The organism is Niallia sp. WK069_GA_01, assembly GCF_983173855.1.
Genome location: NZ_OZ470138.1, coordinates 2,908,604 through 2,925,629 on the forward strand (window position 1 = coordinate 2,908,604; position 17,026 = coordinate 2,925,629).

Here is a 17,026-nt window from a genome sequence, read left to right on the forward strand (position 1 = left end):
TACATTAAGTTACTTCTAAAAAAAGTGACAATATGCAACAAAAAACTATATTATTCCCTAAAAAAAACACTAACCAAGTTGTTAGTGTTCAATAATACAAGTGAATTTTTTAACCTTTATTTCTAACAAAGAAACGAAAGAACGAACATTGATCAATGTATACACCCATGGACCCAAAGTTTGCACCATGGCACATGGTATAAAGCAGATTTTCTTACGTTTACAGGCAGGCAGCAGTCAGAATACACGAAGACTCCTATGGGATTTGCAAGTCAGGCTCGCCGCTCGCCCCATGGAAAGCCAAGTGTATTATTACTGCGGACTATTCGAGTGAACCCAAAAGCCCTTTTCAGAGTACTATATGTTAGTATCCTTTTTCCTTTTCCTCCAAAACTAAATCATTGCTTCGTAACGTCATTAATTCATGACGATCATAACGACTTAACATTAACAGCCTCATCGATTGAGCCCTTATTGATTTTTCAATTATATTCCGAACATACCTGCCATTTGAAAAGGTTTTCGGAAGGTGAATTGTTCGAATAGAGGTTAAATGTTCCTTCAAAACCTTTTCGGCTTCATGACTTAAGGTATACTCTCTCTCCTCTAACATTCGATTGCCAATTTCCATTAATTGATCTGTTGTATAATCAGGAAAGTCAATAACAAGAGGAAATCTAGAATGAAGCCCAGGATTTAATGACAAGAAAAAGTCCATTTCCCTTGAATAACCTGCAAGAATTAATATAAATTCATGCTGTTTATCCTCCATATGCTTGACAAGTGTATCAATTGCTTCCTTGCCAAAATCTTTTTCCCCACCTCTTCCTAACGAATAGGCTTCGTCAATAAATAAAATTCCGCCAAGTGCCTTTTTCACTAAATCCCTTGTCTTTTGTGCCGTATGCCCAATATATTCACCAACTAAATCAGCACGTTCCGCTTCTATTAAATGGCCTTTTGACAGGACATTCATTTTTTGAAATAACTTGCCGATTAATCTAGCAACCGTTGTCTTCCCTGTACCTGGATTTCCTTTAAACATCATGTGAAGTGCTTGCTTTCCAGTTTTCAAACCATTTTCTTCTCTTTTTTTATTCACATAAATCCAAGCGTATATCTCTTTAATCATTTTTTTCATTTCATCCATGCCAACAAGGCTTCCTAATTCTTCTTCAATTTCCCTAAGTGCAGCATGTTCACTAGGTATTTTTTTGGGGATTATATTTGCTTCCGGCAGGTCTCTTGGGAGAACCTTCTTCTTCTGCGAGTTAATAACAACGCTAATCTGTCCATTATTTTTCATCCTTATTGGATGTTCCAAAAGCCACACCTCCTCAGGGACAGAAGCCCACGGCTACTAATTATCTCTCCTCCATTGCCCCATATATGTATATTTACACGTTAGCTTATTCATTAGAAATAGTAAAAAAAAGACCTACTTTTTAAACCACTTCGCTTTTTTCCATAAAAAAAACTTCACGTATAATGCTTACGTGAAGTTTCTCAAATTTATGCTTGATTGGCTTGATTTCCCTCTAAATCAATTTGAACATTTTTTAATGGAGAAAATGTTGAAATGGCATGTTTGTATACTAATTGTTGTTTTCCTTCTGATTCAAATAGAACAGTAAAATTATCAAAACCTTTTATAATTCCGCGAATTTGAAATCCATTTAATAAAAAAACTGTAACACTTGTACCATCTTTTCGTAGTTGATTTAGAAATTGATCTTGAATATTAACCGATTGTTTCATGAAAATCCTCCTCTTTTCTCTCTAATAGTATGTATTCTATTTTTAATTAAAGCTTTCCTTCCAGATATGTCGAAATTTCCATTATTTTTTTTCTAATGTCACGGTTTCTTACACTATCTGTCATATCAAACCATTTTACACTCATTTTATTGCGAAACCAAGTTAATTGCCTTTTGGCGTAACGCCTTGAGTTTTGTTTTAATTCGTCAATTGCTTCATCCAATGAAAGAAAACCATCAAAATATTTATACAATTCCTTATAGCCTATCGCTTGAATCGCTTGACAATCTCTTAAATCTAACTGATAAAAATAGTTCACTTCTTCTATAAGTCCCTCTGTTACCATTATTTCTACTCGTTCATTAATCCGGCTGTATAATAGTTCTCTTTCCATTGTTAAACCTATTATCGCTGCATCGTATAATAGTTCTTTCTTCTGTTCCTTCTGCCACTCTGAAGCTTTTTTTCCTGTTACATGAAACACTTCTAGTGCTCGGATAACCCGCCGAACATTTTGATGTGGAATTTTGCTTGCAGCCTCGCTGTCTACCTTTTCTAATAAAACATGAATTGCTTTCGATCCTTCTTGTTCTGCTAGAGATTCCAGCTCTTTTCGATAATGATGATCTGTTGGTGTTTCTTGGAATTGATAATCATACAAAACAGATTGAATATACAAGCCTGTTCCCCCAACAATAAATGGAGTTTTTCCTCGATTCGTAATTTCGGAAATTTTTTCTCTGACTAATGTTTGAAATTCAGCAACAGAGAAACTATCATCTGGATTTATAATATCAATAAGATGATGTGGGATTCCTTCCATTTCTTCTTGTTTAATTTTTGCTGTTCCTATATTCATCCCTTTATATATCTGCATGGAATCACCGCTAATGATTTCACCATTAAAACGTTTCGCTAATTCAATGCTTAATTTCGTCTTACCAACAGCTGTTGGACCTATCAACACAACAACCTTTTCTCTTCTTGTCAATCCACTCCACTGCCTTCACCTTCATTTAGTCTATAAAGCCTGACTATTGAATATATTTTACCATAAGAAAAGCGCAAGCGCCTTGTTTAGCCTCGAAGAAAAATGTTCTCCAGACTCAAAAAGTGTTTCTTACTTTTAGAGGCTGGAGGCAATACTCACAGGGGCTAGGCGCTGGAGCTAGACAATAGAAAAGCGCAAGCGCCTTGTTTAGCCTCGAAGAAAAATGTTCTCTTGACTTAAAAAGAGTTCTTTACTTTTAGAGATAAGAGACAATATTCACAATGGCTGGCTGCTGGCGCTAGCCACTAATCTAAGTGGAAAACTTTTATACTTTCTTATTTTAAAAAAACGTTGGTTAACATCTATGCATTATTGCCGCTATTATAACCATTTATACAAAAACATATATAGTTTCGTTCTTTCAAAAGAAAGTTTTTCCTATAAACCGTTTCTATTGTAAGCTCATCCCATTCTTAGCTATTACTATAACTCCTGATTTCCTCTCAGCATTAGAAATCTTAATGTACCAATATTTTTCCAAATGGACATTCGCTACAAATCCCTCGCATTATTCCCTTTTTTTTCGTATAAGAACTAGCACTGACGGACATCCTAATTGTTATAAAAACATAAAATATAAAGGTGATTAATGATGATCAAACAATTATTTAACTTTTTTCAAATCACTCAAGAAGATGATGAATTCTCCTCTGCTGATGAATATCTAGAATTAGATGATGAACTTGGAGAATTTTTAGAAGAAAAGAATGCTTCACATAAATAGATAGATCTTCCCTGTAGACAAAGTGTTTATGAATACTTTGTCTACTCTCTATTGATTTTTTTTCTGCTTAAAATGAGAAGAATCCTCAAGTTTCCAGCTGTTAACTAGTTCATTTACTCTTCTTTTAATTTATTTCCAGAAGCAGCAAGGATATTTATCTCATACTTATCCTCATTAATGATTTCCTTTATTTCCTTAGCTTGTAGAAAAGCATTTATTCCCCTTTTTATTTCACGAACAATTGGTTCGTTCCCTTTATCTTCAAAAAAATAGTTTGTATTAATATTCACTTGGATAACTCCATTTATGTAATCTAACTCCAGCGATTTAAATAGATATTGAGGATTTTTCGCTATCCCTTCTGTTATATACTCGAATAGCTGATACCATCTTTGCTCTGCTTCCAATTCTTTTTTATTATAATAATGAAAAGAAATTTTTTCATTTTCTCCATACTTTTTTATAATGGTTTTCAACGTATTTCTATTCTTATCTAACTTTGCATCACTTATATCATCAGGTACCCATGCCCCCCATTTTTCCCCATCGAAATAAAAAGAAGTAAACTGAGAATCAAAATCCATTCTTTCACTTGCTTCTTTCTCGATTTTTCTGTGAACCTCCTCTAATTTTTTTGCCTCAGAATCTATTGATGTTTCATCTTCTTCATATGGTTCATAATATTCAAATTGCACCGTATAATCAAAATGCTGTTCTTGTAAAACTGAAGCTACTATAGAAGTAATTTGCTCCTTTTCTTCGTTCACTTTTTTATTTGAAGTATTAATTGAAAACGAGCGTTCCATATAGTTTGCATATACATTGTAATCAGAAAAGCCGATTTTTTTTAATTTTTCGTCAACAATTTGTGGTAATGTACCTTCTTTATAAATCTTTAAGATATCTGGTCCTTCACTTGCTCTTGTTTTATAAAGTAAAGCATTATCCATGGAGCCTCCGAAAAAAAGAAATAAGGCAATACATGCACTGCAATAATATAACTTCTTTTTGGAAACGCCTTTAGGTTGATCAATTATGAATTGTTTATTTATTTTTTCAATTGGCTTATGATTCAATTGCAGCGCATCTATTTCTGCTTGAAATAAATTAGAAAGCTGCTCTAAAACAATCAAAGGGTTGTTTTCAATCCAAATTGGAATAGCATGAAGTAAATGACCTCTTATTTTTCTTGGTGATAAAAAAAAGATTTTGGCCATTTTTTTTATGGAATATTTTTTATGATAACGAAGAATAACCATCATTCGTTCCATTTCTGAAAGCTTTGAAAGGTTAGTTAACAATGGGTACTTATGGTTGGACAACGATACAAACGAATCCGTTTTCGGCTGTTTTTTATATTGTTTCCATAAATTATGTAATAATAGTTCTTCATTTGTTCTAAATAATGAATAATTTAATGAAGTAAAGCTAGTTTCTACTAATTGATGTGCGTATTGAAGATTTCCAGTTAAAACATACGCTATTTCATATAATTCGCTTCCATTATATTTATTCACTGTATTCAGACTTTTTTTATAAAAAAACAATTTTCTTTCTTCCCCTCTTTCAATTGGCTGCGATCTTTCTCTTTATCACACTCCAATATTTCCCTCTTTTTACACCTATCTTATAATATTCCTGTTTATTTGTCATTATTCGATCTGTGTTGCCAAGCGTCCATTTTGCCCAAGTGGTCCATTAAGAGCAAGCCTATTCATTTATCGAATAAAAGAGGTTTTATCGTTATAAAACAGATATATTTTATAACGATAAAACCTCCTCGGCCTTCCTACTATTTAATTACGTTTTAAGGTGTTGCTGTTTTTTTTACCGTTTTATGCAGCAAAATATTTTTCAGTTTTTTTGCCTTTTCTCCATCTAATTTTACGTATGTATGCTCTATTGGATTAATAATTTCAGTACTGCCATTAACAGAAAACCATATTTTATAATTTTCAATATTTTCAGGAAAATCTGTTTTATATTCATAAAAAAGCTGAATATCAACATCTTCTACTCTAGCCATATTCCTTTTGGATTGCTCCCATAGAACATTTTCCCAAACCTTTTGCAATTCAATCAAAGCATTATCGTCGACAATCATTTTATTTTCAAGATCTGTTTGATTCGCAATATCCACCCTCGTTAATCGCGGCTCCTTTGGATGGGTTATATTTCGGTATTGTCCGATGGAAAAGAGCAGCAGCAAAAATATTGTAATCCACATTTTCTTCTCACATCTCCTTTAGCAGTTTCCAAATATGTTTTTTAAAAATTTGCATCTATATATATGAACGAATGAAAGAAGAAAAAGTTACAAAAAAACGGAAAAAAATGAAAAAAACTGTCGATAAATATGCTTATCAACAGTTTTTTTACTAAAAATCATTTCATTCTAATCATTCTTACCTCTATAAATTAAGAAATAGTCAGCATCCTTTCTAATGCTAAGCGTGCATTGCTTGCTACAGGTTCTTCTACAATAATCTGATTCGTTTCAAATCCTGCTTCCAGAGATTCTAAACACCAGACAAAATGGGGCAAATCAATTCGATTCATGGTTAAACATGGGCACATATTTTGATTTAAAGAAATGATATGTTTATCTTTATGTTCTTTTATGATCCGTTTTACTAAATTCATTTCTGTTCCTATCGCAAAAGAAGTATGAGGTGCAGCATTTTGAATGCATTCTATTATATAATTGGTAGATCCAGCATAATCGGATAATTCTACAACTTCTCGTCTACATTCTGGATGAACGATAATTTTCATTTCAGGGAATTGTGCTCTAACTTCTGCAATATTCTTCACAGTAAAATTTTCATGGACAGAACAATGTCCTTTCCATAAAATAACTTGAATAGTATCCAATGGACCATCATACTCGAGCTCATTTGTAATCGGATTCCATACTGCCATATTTTCCAATGGTATGCCTAAACGAAAGGCAGTATTTCTTCCTAAATGTTGATCTGGTAAAAATAGCAGTCTTTCTTTTTGCGTAAATGCCCAAGTAACCATTTTTTCTGCATTTGATGAAGTAACAGTAGCTCCTCCATTTATCCCAACAAACGCTTTAATAGCTGCGGTTGAATTTACATATGTGAGCGGAATAATTGTGTCGCCAAAAAGCTGCTGCAATTTTCCCCATGCACGATCCGTTTGATAAATATCGGCCATATCGGCCATCGAACAGCCTGCTCTCATATCAGGAAGATACACTTTTTGTTGGTTTGTTGTTAAGATATCAGCAGTTTCTGCCATAAAATGCACACCGCAAAAAACAATATATTCTGCTTCCTTGTTTTCAGCAGCTACTTGAGCAAGTTTTAAACTGTCTCCGGTTGTATCAGAAAACTGAATAACCTCGTCCTTTTGATAATGATGACCAGGGACAAATAGCCGCTTTCCCATTGTCCTTTTTACTTTCTCTGCTCTATCTTCTAATTCTTTCGTTGACATCTTTAAATATTTGTCTGGAATTTGTTTTTTATCCATTTGCAATTGTTCCAAAATATTCATCGTTCCCCATCCCCCACATTTCGATTATGACATGCTGACCTTTACACTAATATCTAATGAACAAACAGAATGAGTCAAAAAGCCGAGAGAGAGATAATCAACGCCACAATCCTTATAGGAGGCAATGTTGTCTAAAGTAATGCCTCCAGATGCCTCCGTTGTGACAGTTTCAGGAATATCCCTTATCCATTCTTTAATTTCATCTGGATGTCGATTATCAAACATAATCACATCGGCTCCTGCTTGCAAGGCTTCTAGCATTTGTGCCTTTGTTTCTGTCTCTACTTCCACCTTCACCATATGACCAATTGATTGTTTAATCGTTTTCACCGCATTGCTAATCGATCCAGCAAACGAAATATGATTATCCTTAATCATGACCGCATCATACAAACCATAGCGATGATTAAAGCCTCCACCGACTGTTACAGCATATTTTTCAAGCATTCGCAAGCCGGGAGTCGTTTTTCGCGTATCACAAATTTTTGTATAGGGACTATTCAATATGTCCGCTGCCTCTTTTGTTTTTGTTGCGATGCCGCTCATTCTTTGTATCAGATTAAGGACAACCCGCTCTCCTTTTAAAAGATTTCTAATAGTGCCTTTAACTGTTGCAATTTCTTGCCCTACCTCTATTTTTTCTCCATCCTTGATATGCAAGGTTATCTCCATGGATGGTTCAAGTACATGAAAACCTAATTCAATAACGGTTTCTCCACAAAAAATCCCATTGCTTTTGGCTAAAAAAACAATTTTCCCGAGTGCTTCAACTGGAAAAATCGTATCTGTTGTAACATCTCTTTCTCCAATATCTTCAATAAAAAAAGATTCAAGTTGTTTTCGCAATTTTATTATATTCATAGATTCCTGCCTCTTCTAATTTATGGATAATCTTCCTTTTAAACCATTCTTCTTTTTCTTCGGGAAAATCTTCACGAAAATGACCTCCTCTGCTTTCTGTTCTTGCCAAAGCAGATTTTGTTATAAACCAGGAAGTCATTAACATAAAAATGATTTCCTTATCCTTTGAAGAAAATACATCTAGATTATAAGGAATAGAGTCCTTTATACCGCAGCTCTCCAGCCACTGAAGATGGTTTTGTAAGCCCCTTTCATTTCTGACAATCCCAACACATTCCATCATCCTTGCTTTAATTGTATTTTGATCAGGTAGAATAGGCTTATTACCATGATCTATTTCTCTTCTCTTATGAACAAAATAAGAAGCAGGACGATAATCTGTTGTATGGATATATTCAGCAAGCTGCTTGCCCATAAATAAGCCTTCTAATAAAGAATTACTAGCTAATCGGTTTGCTCCATGAAAACCAGTACATGCCGCTTCCCCGATTGCATATAAACCTTTAACCGTTGTTCTTCCAAACAAATCAGCTTCAATTCCCCCCATTAAAAAATGGCAGCCAGGTGCAACTGGAATTTTTTTCTCTGCTAAATCAACGCCATTTCGCCTACATATTTTTGTAATAGAAGGAAAATGTTGTTCGAAGTCACTGATACTACTAATATCTAAATAAACTTTTTCACCTTTCTTCAAATAGCTGTAAATCGTTTGGGAGACTATATGCCTTGGAGCTAAATCTTTAAAAGGATGCACATTCTCCATAATATAAACACCCTGCTCCGTTACAAGCCTAGCACCTTCTCCTCTCACAGCTTCAGAAATAAGTCCTTTCGTTTTTCCCTCAATCGAAAGCAATGTTGGATGAAATTGCACAAATTCCATGTCTGTTATAGCAGCGCCACTCAAATAAGCAAGTGCTATCCCATCACCTGTGATTGTTTTTTCACTGGAGCTAAAGGAATAAATTTGTCCGCATCCACCTGTAGCAATCACCGTATGTGTTGCAAAAAAACAATCTTGTTGACCACTTATATATTCCCCTTTTGCTCCAATACACTCTTTTTGATTGTTTTGTAATAATTCATCAACAAAAAAGTCCTCTATTATCGTTACATTGTTTCCTAGCGAATCTGTTAAAAATTCTACCACCCTTTTACCAGTTGCATCTCCACCGCCATGCACAATTCGTTTTTCGCTATGCGCTCCTTCCATGCCAAGCAGTAACTCCCCGTTCTTATCCCTGTCAAAAGCACAGCCGTCTCTCACTAATTCCTGAATTAAGTCAGGGGCTTTTTTCGTGATTGTCTTTACTACATCTGTATTATTATGAAATCTTCCTGCTTCGATTGTATCAAGTCCGTGTTTTTTGAAGTCATCTTGTTTGCTGACGGTAGCTGCAATTCCTCCTTGTGCTAGATAAGAATTGCTGTGCACTATTTTTGATTTTGTGAGAATAATCACATTTAAATGATTAGAAATCAACTTTGCCAATTGCAAACTTGCAATTCCACTTCCAATAATTAAAACATCAGCTTGCATATTTTCTCCCTCTCTCTTAACAGGTGTCTTGACACTTATATTTACATAGATTTAAACTTATGACAAGTATTTTCTTTTTAAATTTCATTCTTAGGATGAAATGAATACCAGTAAAGCAAGTGCGATCAAATTACAAGAAATTAGAAAAATGATTTTTACGGAAGTTTTACTTTTTAAGTGCGTGTTCAAAAAGGAAGATAAAAAGGACCCAGAAGTTCAAGGCGGCTTCACTTTGAAAGTGACGCCAACGAAGAAATTCGACGTGTCATTTTTACCGGACTTTTTGAACAACCTCTTTAAGCCACTGATTTGGAGGAACTACAATGATTTATTTAGATTATGCTGCAACCAGTCCATTAGATAAGGATGCAGCCGCAGCATATGTAGAAGTTGCGGCGAACTATTTTGCCAATTCAAATAGTCTTCATGATATGGGAGGAACCGTTTCATCTATAATTGCACAATGCCGCAGTGATTTTTCTATCTTATTAGGGGTGGAGAAAAACGGACTGTATTTTACAAGTGGAGGATCAGAAAGTAATTTTTTAACGATTCATGCACTGCTTTCTAAACAGCCGAAGCATAAAAAACATATCGTTACTACAATGGCAGAGCACTCTTCTATTCACAGCACCATGAGAATATTAGAAAAACAAGGATACGAAATTTCTTATCTTCCTTCCACAACTGGTGGATTAATAGACTTAAAACTTTTAGAGAAAAAGCTAACAGCAAATACTGCACTTGTCTCCATTCATCATGTCAATGCTGAAACAGGTGCTATTCAGCCTATTAAAGAAATTGGCTCTCTTTGCAAAAAATATTCGATTCTTTTTCATAGTGATTTAGTCCAAAGTTTCGGCAAACTTCCTGTTGATTCTTTCGCTAAAAAACTAGATGGTTTTTCTATTTCCAGTCATAAATTTTATGGTCCAAAAGGAGTTGGTGTTGCTTATATTCATCCAAAACATAGCTGGGATGGTTTTTATCCAGGAACCACACATGAAGGGGGATTTCGTCCTGGAACATTAAATACGGCAGGAATTGTGGCAATGACCATTGCTGGCCAAAAGGCGATAAAGCAGTTGGAACAAAATCATCTTCATTATAAACAACTCCATAACGCCTTTATTAATAAAATAAAAAAACTTCCTGCTGTTCATCCAATCATCTGCAATTCGCAGCTTCCTTCTATTATTGGATTGCGAATAAATCGCATGGAAGGTCAATGGGTGATGTTGGAAAGCAATCGAAGAGGGTATGCTATATCTACTGGAAGCGCCTGTCAAGTTGGACTGCAAACTCCATCAAAATCAATGAAGGCAATGGGACTATCAGATGAACAAGCGAAGGAGTTTATTCGAATCTCATTTGGAAAAGAAACAACGATACAAGAGGTAGAACAATATGCAGAGACATTAGAAGAGATTATGAAAGAAGCACTTGTTTAGTTAAAAGCTTTCGGTGTTAAAAAAAGTGCGAGATTACTGCTATCTCTGCACTTTTTTCCATTAAATAGTTATTCCCCGCCAAAACACCTTCCATAAAGCGTCCAGTTTTTTGTCCACTTGATCGGATGTATTAAAATAAGCGAGCTCTACCATGATCGCCATCACCATTCCAGTAAAAGCAACTGTGATCGTTTCTGCATTTTCTTCAGATGTTATCGCATTTTTGTCCATCCATTGTTGAAAAGTTTTTTTCAGCAGCCTTTCTTGAAATGCTTCCACCTCTACTACCTCTTGCTGTACTTCTTTATATAGATGTACTGGAGGAAGAAATCCCATTCGCAGCCAAAACTTTAAGCTTTCATATTGCTGAAACATTTCTACTATATTTACTAAATAACCATGTAAAAATGCTGCCACATTGCTCGTATCATTTTGTTGAAAATAGGTTTCCTTTAATCTTATTTCTACGTCCTTTGCTTCACGAAGCACTTCTAAAAACAACTCATCTTTCCCCTTAAAATGTGCATAAATGGAAGATTTCTTAATACCTGCTTCTTCTGCAATTTGGTTTAGGGAAGTACCCTCATATCCATTTTCGGTAAAATATTTTAATGCAGCCTGTTTTAATTCTTCTCGTTTCATGGAGCTGCCTCCTCCTATAAGACTTTTTAGGAAATCAATTTCAATCCGATTGTCGCTGCTAAAATCATGCCAATAAACAACAGTCTTTTCCATTCTTTCGGTTCATCATATAAAAACATGCCGATGCACGCCGAACCAATTGTGCCAATTCCGGTCCAAATTCCATATGCTGTTCCCATCGGAATGGTTTTTAAAGCGTAAGTCAACATCGCAAAACTTACTATAAATCCTAACACAAGATAGATGGCAGCATCCCACTTCTTTAAAGTTAGTCTCTTTATATTAAGAACACCTGCTACTTCACATAATCCTGCTACAAACAAGGCAATCCATGCCATTCATCATCAGCTCTCTTTCCCTGGTTCTTTATCTGTTACCATCTTTAATCCAATTACACCTATCAGCAATATCCCGATAAATAAGATCTTTAATGGCTCTATTGGCTCACCAAAGAAAACAATTTCTCCAATTACCGTTCCGATTGTGCCAAGCCCTGTAAAAACAGCATATACCGTTCCAATTGGTAAAAAATTTGTTGTATATATTAACAGGAAAAAACTAAATACAATGGCTAATCCTGTTCCAATCCACTCTAATGGTGTTGCTGCATATTTTAATCCAGCTACCCAAAGCACTTCTATTAGACCTGCTCCAAATACCATCATCCAATAACGATTCATCTATTTCCCTCCAATTGAAGAAATCAGCCATATTACCTACCGACCGTTCGGTAGTTATTTTCTCACCATTTATTATAGATGTCAAATTCTTTGCTGCCGAAACTTTTTTAGCGTTTTAATCGTATAAATTAAAAACACCTTTTGAAAAATAAGTAACAATATTTATCTATTTTATTTAGGAGTGTTCGTTTTGAAGCTTAAACCGTCATTTCAAAAAGAATCTTTTCAATCAAAAATTTTGATAGTCAGCGTGATTCTTTTTCTTGTTTTAGTTGCTTTTGCGTTTATCTTTGCTGTTTATTATTTTGGATTATTAGGATTTTTTAAACTTCTAGATGTACAATTTGATTCCTTGTATACCCTTTTTTTGTTTGTTCTTTTTTATTTATTACTTGGCGTTATTGGTGATTCCCTTATTAAATTGGTAACAATATGTATCTATCTATTAGTTCCCAGTAAGCTAATCCGTTTTTTTATGAGGTTTCTGCTTGTTTATTTTATTAATTGGATTATTATTCATTTTCTAGATAATGCAATGGATTCTATTCAACTTGGCGGTTACATACAAATGCTTGCTGCTGTTTTAATCAGTGTAATCGAATTAGCATTTGATGAAGGGCCGAAAAAAGAACAAAATCGCAAATGCCCTGAACAGCACTAAAGAAAAATGGATACAAGTACTAAGCATTGGCCTTGCCAATTAGAGGTATCAAAGTGGGAAATTGACTAGAAAAATACGCAACGTCCTTTGTAACGTCGATTAATTCGTATCCTGCAAGCCTTGTGGCAACATCGGCTCTCTAGTATTTCCTATACTCGAAGCCTGGATGCGGATACGACCACTAAGGTATCCAGCATCTCATTTTGTTTCATATTCTCCTCTAGAAGATAAGAAAAGCCACATAATTCACCTTTCATAAAGTGTAAATTATGTGGCTCTTTTTAGATTAGCTCTGCTAAAGATACTTATTGTTATTTGATGCCACCCCAAATACTTGTTATGATTAAAATAAGAACAAACATTCTCTTTATGAAGTTATAGCTACCAACTGTCTTTTTAATTATCCGGTTTAGTTCTTATTTATCGATAGGCGAAGTAACGTCATACTTAATTTCCAGTGATTGTCTAAATTTGTTGTGCATTTCCTATTAAATGAGGCAGAAGAAAGAATACCTGAATAATAAACGGAGGAAAAGTTATGTCAAATAACAGAAAACAGAGAAGAATAATTTTAGATTTAGCAGTTACTTTAGATGGTTTTATTGAAGGAAAGAATGGAGAAGTTGATTGGTGCATTATGGAACCTGATATGGGATTCACCAATTTCTTAAATCAAATTGATACTATTTTATATGGTAGAAAAAGCTACGATTTATGGGGACAATATACTCCAAAGACGGAAGATCCTGATTCCGAAAAAGAACTTTGGAGATTGATTCATGCTAAAGAAAAATATGTTTTCTCTAGAACACAAATAGAAACTGATAAACAAGCAATATGGATAAATGAAAATATTCTTGAAACAGCAAAGGAAATGAAGAATAAGCCTGGTAAAAACATCTGGCTATATGGCGGAGCAAGTCTCATTACAACATTTATTAATTTAGGACTTGTGGATGAATTTAGATTATCCATTCATCCTGTTATTTTAGGAGAAGGAAAACCGATGTTTATTGATATAAAAAAGCGGTTAAATATGAAAATGGTTGACACAAGAACATTCTCTTCTGGCGTTGTGCAACTAATCTATCATTGGAATGGTAATTAATAATATCGTTCATTATATGTTAAATTATAATGAATATTATATAGCAATATTCGATTACCAGATGCCACTTACTCTACTGATGAATAGAATTCTTATAAAAAGAATGGAAAGCCCTGAGAAAAGGAGTTTCCATTCTTTTTATTAATTGAAATTAAAATTAAACAGAACCTTCGATTAAATCAACAAACTTACACATAGAGCCAAAAGAAAAGAATAACTTACTTAACAAAACAACGATTAGTCGTATTCAAACATCCATTCTTTCACATATACTGCACTTCCTGTTATTTGAACCTCGATTTCATTTTCCAATTGACAAACTTCCACCAAAACTTTCCCATCTTTATTTATTTCCTGTCCTTGTTCTACAATTAACCTTATTGTTTCCTTTTCTTTCAACCCTTTGTTTATGTATTTAGCATAATACGCTCCCATTACTCCAGAAGCAGTGCCTGTAACTGGATCTTCAACCGTTCCAGAATAAGGGGAAGAAAAATGCCTACCATGCATCATGGCATCTGCATGATATGTTTCTAAACAAAATGGATGCAGCGATGCACGTGGTCTTTCTTGTAACAAGTTAGGAAATAGTTGATTCTGTGGAGTCATTTTCTGGAAGGTTTCTAAATTTTTTATTGGAATTAATAGTGTCCATACCCCTGTACTTCCGTAAACAATAGGAAAATTCAAATCGATGTCCTCTTTTAAAATGCCAATGGATTCTGCAAGCTCTTTTATCGACCCGTCAAACACTTCAAATTCTGGAGCTGTCTGCTTCATCGTTATTTCAAATTTTCCTTCTTTTATACCTTTAACGAATACCTTTAATATTCCTGCTTTAGTCTCAATCGTTAAGTCCTCTTTACTCCACTTACCATGTGACAAAAGGGCATAAATCATTGCCATTGTTCCATGTCCACATAAATCCATTTCATGGCCAGGTGTAAAATAACGAAGCTTTATATCCGCTATTTCTGATTTAACAGAAAATGCTGTTTCATTAAAACCAACCAGGCTAGCGATTGTCTGCATTTCTTCATCTGTTAAATCATCTGCATCTATAACGGAACCTGCTGGATTCCCTTTATTAGGTAATGAACTAAATGCATCATAATGGTAAACCTTTATCTTGTTCCCCAAAAACATCCCTTCTTTCCATTTTTTATAGTATATCATCCACAAGTATGTTTTAAAAAAACTTTCCATTTCTGGAAAGTTTTTTTGGCTTAAACTGTTATTTTTCGCTTCACATCTAAATGAAAGGAATAAATTTGACTTGGTCCTACTAAGCGAAATCCTTTTCCTTCCACATAATCCAATTTTAAGTCTTCATTAATATGTTTTAACGTCATTTGATCCAAATAAAGGACAATTCCATTATCTTCAAATTTAGTATCTTCAGCATTTATATGATCTAATGAGAAATCGTAATTATACGTGTAGCTGCAGCCCCCACTGAAGATGGAGCTAATTTTAAAGCTGGCTCCTTCTGGGACTTCATATGTTTGCAGCTTGCTTTTCGCACCATCAGTAATCGTGAACTTCATCTTTACTCCACTCCTTTTTTATAAGAAAAGATCCTCTCTACGGTTTATTCCATTCCAAAGAAAAAATTAAACCTATTCATTTGATCATTATATGATAGAAGCACTTATTTTGAAGACCATCTGCTCTACTATCATACAAAAAATGTCAAATAAATGAAATTTTTATTATTATTTTCTTTTTACAAAGGTCAAGATGATAGCTGCTAAAGAAATAATAATTGCGATTATAGACAATATAGTGCTTAGTGATGTACCTTCTTCATGATTATGTTCTGATTTATCTGCTGTTTCATTTGCTTTCGTATCATGACTATGTCCATGACTGTCTGTTGTCGATTCAGACTTCACAATATCTGTAATAGAATGGGGAAGTTCTGAATTTTCGTCTCCAGTCCATTCTACAATACTGCCATCGTTATAATATTGAAAGGCATCCCATATAACAGTTCCAGCTTCTGTCGGGTTCTTTGCTGTAAAAGAAAAAATTCGATACTGTCCTACCTGAATAGCGGAAGCATCGTTTGCTGCTTCCCATGCAACAGTTGTCACTTTATCTTTCGCATCTTTTTCTGTTGTTGTTTTCCACCCATCTACTGGTTCGTACATTTTAAATTCTAAATTTGCTGGAATTTTTAAAACTACTTTTGTTGTTGGAATATTTTTTTCAACAGGAATCTTTATATAATATGTTTCCCAAGCTTCAGTTGTAGAGGAAGCTGGTTTTACCGTTACATGCGCACTTGCTGGTAATGCTAGAAAAAACAGCGCAGCAAACACGGTCAGAAATGATAATAGCATTTTTTTAGTATGTAGCATTGCAAAATCTCCTTTTTCTCTATCTGTTTCCTTTTTCACAAAGTTAACATCTTATAAGCAGTGTTAACCTTTCCTATCATAACAAATCTCTATGCTTTATCAAATAGTAAAGACTTGCTTTAATGAGACTTTTTTGTGAACTGCCTTTATTATGAATCAATTATATTTGTCATTTTATCCATCTATTTATGAATATAGACAGATGATGGATGCGGAGAAATCGAGGCCGGATTGGTGCAGGATCAAAAAAACTCACTGACGGGAGGTTCATTTATCCAAAAGTACCATTATCCCTTTTAATACATATAATAAATCAGAGGTGAAAAAAATGTTTCCTACACGAATGAAGAACCGTGTACATGTCGCTCCTATTATTGGAGCCGCTCCTATTGCTCCTCCGATTGTCCATGGTGCAATTGGCGCTCCTGGTATTTTGCATGGTTCTGTTCCTTCTTCAGCCGGTTTTATATCTGGGAATCCAGTCGTTATCTATCCATATAAGTATTTCTCGCCAATGCATTCCAACTATCCAAATAATCCATCTATTTATCCTTCTTCTTTTTACAATCCGTATGCAAACTATTTCCCACCGTATTATTAATACCAAAACTTTGCAGTTACAAATCCCTCTTCATGTATTAGCATAACTTGGTTTAGAGCAA

Annotated in this window: 19 protein-coding genes; 5 read left to right on the plus strand and 14 right to left on the minus strand. The window is 34.4% G+C overall.

Annotation, left to right across the window (positions count from 1 at the left end):
* Positions 1-364 precede the first annotated feature (364 nt).
* The 3 genes from spoVK to miaA all read right to left on the minus strand — a co-directional run bounded on the left by spoVK (position 365) and on the right by miaA (position 2,749).
* The gene (gene spoVK, locus AC5LWL_RS13845) at positions 365-1,324 is read right to left on the minus strand and encodes a stage V sporulation protein K (protein WP_493434846.1); all 960 of its coding nucleotides are present in this window, start codon (positions 1,322-1,324) and stop codon (positions 365-367) included.
* Positions 1,325-1,512: 188 nt separating this feature from the next.
* Positions 1,513-1,758, minus strand: coding sequence for an RNA chaperone Hfq (hfq, locus tag AC5LWL_RS13850; protein WP_493434847.1), 246 nt, complete (start codon positions 1,756-1,758; stop codon positions 1,513-1,515).
* Between the two features lie 46 nt (positions 1,759-1,804).
* Positions 1,805-2,749, minus strand: coding sequence for a tRNA (adenosine(37)-N6)-dimethylallyltransferase MiaA (gene miaA / locus AC5LWL_RS13855; RefSeq protein WP_493434848.1), 945 nt, complete (start codon positions 2,747-2,749; stop codon positions 1,805-1,807).
* A gap of 649 nt (positions 2,750-3,398) precedes the next feature.
* Between miaA and AC5LWL_RS13860 the strand changes: the two genes are divergently transcribed.
* A complete protein-coding gene (locus AC5LWL_RS13860) occupies positions 3,399-3,533 on the plus strand; it encodes a hypothetical protein (RefSeq protein ID WP_493434849.1) in 135 nt (44 codons plus the stop codon).
* 113 nt (positions 3,534-3,646) lie between these two features.
* On the opposite strand, the gene AC5LWL_RS13865 is transcribed toward AC5LWL_RS13860, so the two are convergent.
* The 5 genes from AC5LWL_RS13865 to nadB form a co-directional block, all read right to left on the minus strand.
* Complete coding sequence (locus AC5LWL_RS13865; protein WP_493434850.1) at positions 3,647-5,080, minus strand: hypothetical protein; 1,434 nt, start codon at positions 5,078-5,080, stop codon at positions 3,647-3,649.
* Positions 5,081-5,340: 260 nt separating this feature from the next.
* Entirely contained in the window at positions 5,341-5,760 is a 420-nt protein-coding gene (locus AC5LWL_RS13870) for a hypothetical protein (protein WP_493434851.1), read from the minus strand.
* 191 nt (positions 5,761-5,951) lie between these two features.
* Positions 5,952-7,058 (minus strand): quinolinate synthase NadA, encoded by a 1,107-nt coding sequence (gene nadA, locus AC5LWL_RS13875; RefSeq protein WP_493434852.1) that lies wholly within the window; start codon positions 7,056-7,058, stop codon positions 5,952-5,954.
* Positions 7,059-7,082: 24 nt separating this feature from the next.
* Positions 7,083-7,919: a carboxylating nicotinate-nucleotide diphosphorylase gene (nadC, locus tag AC5LWL_RS13880; RefSeq protein WP_493434853.1), complete on the minus strand. Its 837-nt coding sequence runs from the start codon at positions 7,917-7,919 to the stop codon at positions 7,083-7,085.
* Positions 7,888-9,459, minus strand: coding sequence for an L-aspartate oxidase (nadB, locus tag AC5LWL_RS13885; protein ID WP_493434854.1), 1,572 nt, complete (start codon positions 9,457-9,459; stop codon positions 7,888-7,890). The genes nadC and nadB overlap by 32 nt, the downstream gene beginning before the upstream one ends.
* Positions 9,460-9,782: 323 nt before the next feature.
* Here nadB and AC5LWL_RS13890 point away from each other — a divergent pair, with 323 nt between their 5' ends.
* The gene (locus AC5LWL_RS13890; protein WP_493434855.1) at positions 9,783-10,910 is read left to right on the plus strand and encodes an IscS subfamily cysteine desulfurase; all 1,128 of its coding nucleotides are present in this window, start codon (positions 9,783-9,785) and stop codon (positions 10,908-10,910) included.
* Between the two features lie 60 nt (positions 10,911-10,970).
* Here the strand turns inward: AC5LWL_RS13890 and AC5LWL_RS13895 are convergent, their stop codons facing one another.
* From AC5LWL_RS13895 to AC5LWL_RS13905, 3 genes are read right to left on the minus strand one after another with little or no spacing between them, the layout of a single operon-like run.
* The gene (locus AC5LWL_RS13895; protein ID WP_493434856.1) at positions 10,971-11,552 is read right to left on the minus strand and encodes a TetR/AcrR family transcriptional regulator; all 582 of its coding nucleotides are present in this window, start codon (positions 11,550-11,552) and stop codon (positions 10,971-10,973) included.
* Between the two features lie 26 nt (positions 11,553-11,578).
* Entirely contained in the window at positions 11,579-11,890 is a 312-nt protein-coding gene (locus AC5LWL_RS13900) for a DMT family transporter (RefSeq protein ID WP_493434857.1), read from the minus strand.
* 6 nt (positions 11,891-11,896) lie between these two features.
* Complete coding sequence (locus AC5LWL_RS13905) at positions 11,897-12,232, minus strand: DMT family transporter (protein ID WP_493434858.1); 336 nt, start codon at positions 12,230-12,232, stop codon at positions 11,897-11,899.
* A 190-nt stretch (positions 12,233-12,422) separates the two neighbouring features.
* Between AC5LWL_RS13905 and AC5LWL_RS13910 the strand changes: the two genes are divergently transcribed.
* Positions 12,423-12,893, plus strand: a complete 471-nt coding sequence (locus AC5LWL_RS13910) for a YrvL family regulatory protein (protein ID WP_493434859.1) — start codon at positions 12,423-12,425, stop codon at positions 12,891-12,893.
* 538 nt (positions 12,894-13,431) lie between these two features.
* The gene (locus AC5LWL_RS13915) at positions 13,432-14,001 is read left to right on the plus strand and encodes a dihydrofolate reductase family protein (protein ID WP_493434860.1); all 570 of its coding nucleotides are present in this window, start codon (positions 13,432-13,434) and stop codon (positions 13,999-14,001) included.
* Positions 14,002-14,238: 237 nt separating this feature from the next.
* Here the strand turns inward: AC5LWL_RS13915 and AC5LWL_RS13920 are convergent, their stop codons facing one another.
* The 3 genes from AC5LWL_RS13920 to AC5LWL_RS13930 all read right to left on the minus strand — a co-directional run bounded on the left by AC5LWL_RS13920 (position 14,239) and on the right by AC5LWL_RS13930 (position 16,364).
* Positions 14,239-15,147, minus strand: coding sequence for a PhzF family phenazine biosynthesis isomerase (locus AC5LWL_RS13920; protein WP_493434861.1), 909 nt, complete (start codon positions 15,145-15,147; stop codon positions 14,239-14,241).
* An 80-nt stretch (positions 15,148-15,227) separates the two neighbouring features.
* Positions 15,228-15,548 carry an iron-sulfur cluster biosynthesis family protein gene (locus tag AC5LWL_RS13925; protein ID WP_493434862.1) on the minus strand — a complete coding sequence of 107 codons (321 nt, stop codon included), beginning with the start codon at positions 15,546-15,548 and terminating at the stop codon, positions 15,228-15,230.
* Positions 15,549-15,716: 168 nt separating this feature from the next.
* The gene (locus tag AC5LWL_RS13930; protein WP_493434863.1) at positions 15,717-16,364 is read right to left on the minus strand and encodes a YcnI family copper-binding membrane protein; all 648 of its coding nucleotides are present in this window, start codon (positions 16,362-16,364) and stop codon (positions 15,717-15,719) included.
* Positions 16,365-16,692: 328 nt separating this feature from the next.
* On the opposite strand from AC5LWL_RS13930, the gene AC5LWL_RS13935 reads away from it, so the two are divergent.
* Positions 16,693-16,965 carry a hypothetical protein gene (locus AC5LWL_RS13935; protein WP_493434864.1) on the plus strand — a complete coding sequence of 91 codons (273 nt, stop codon included), beginning with the start codon at positions 16,693-16,695 and terminating at the stop codon, positions 16,963-16,965.
* Positions 16,966-17,026 lie beyond the last annotated feature (61 nt).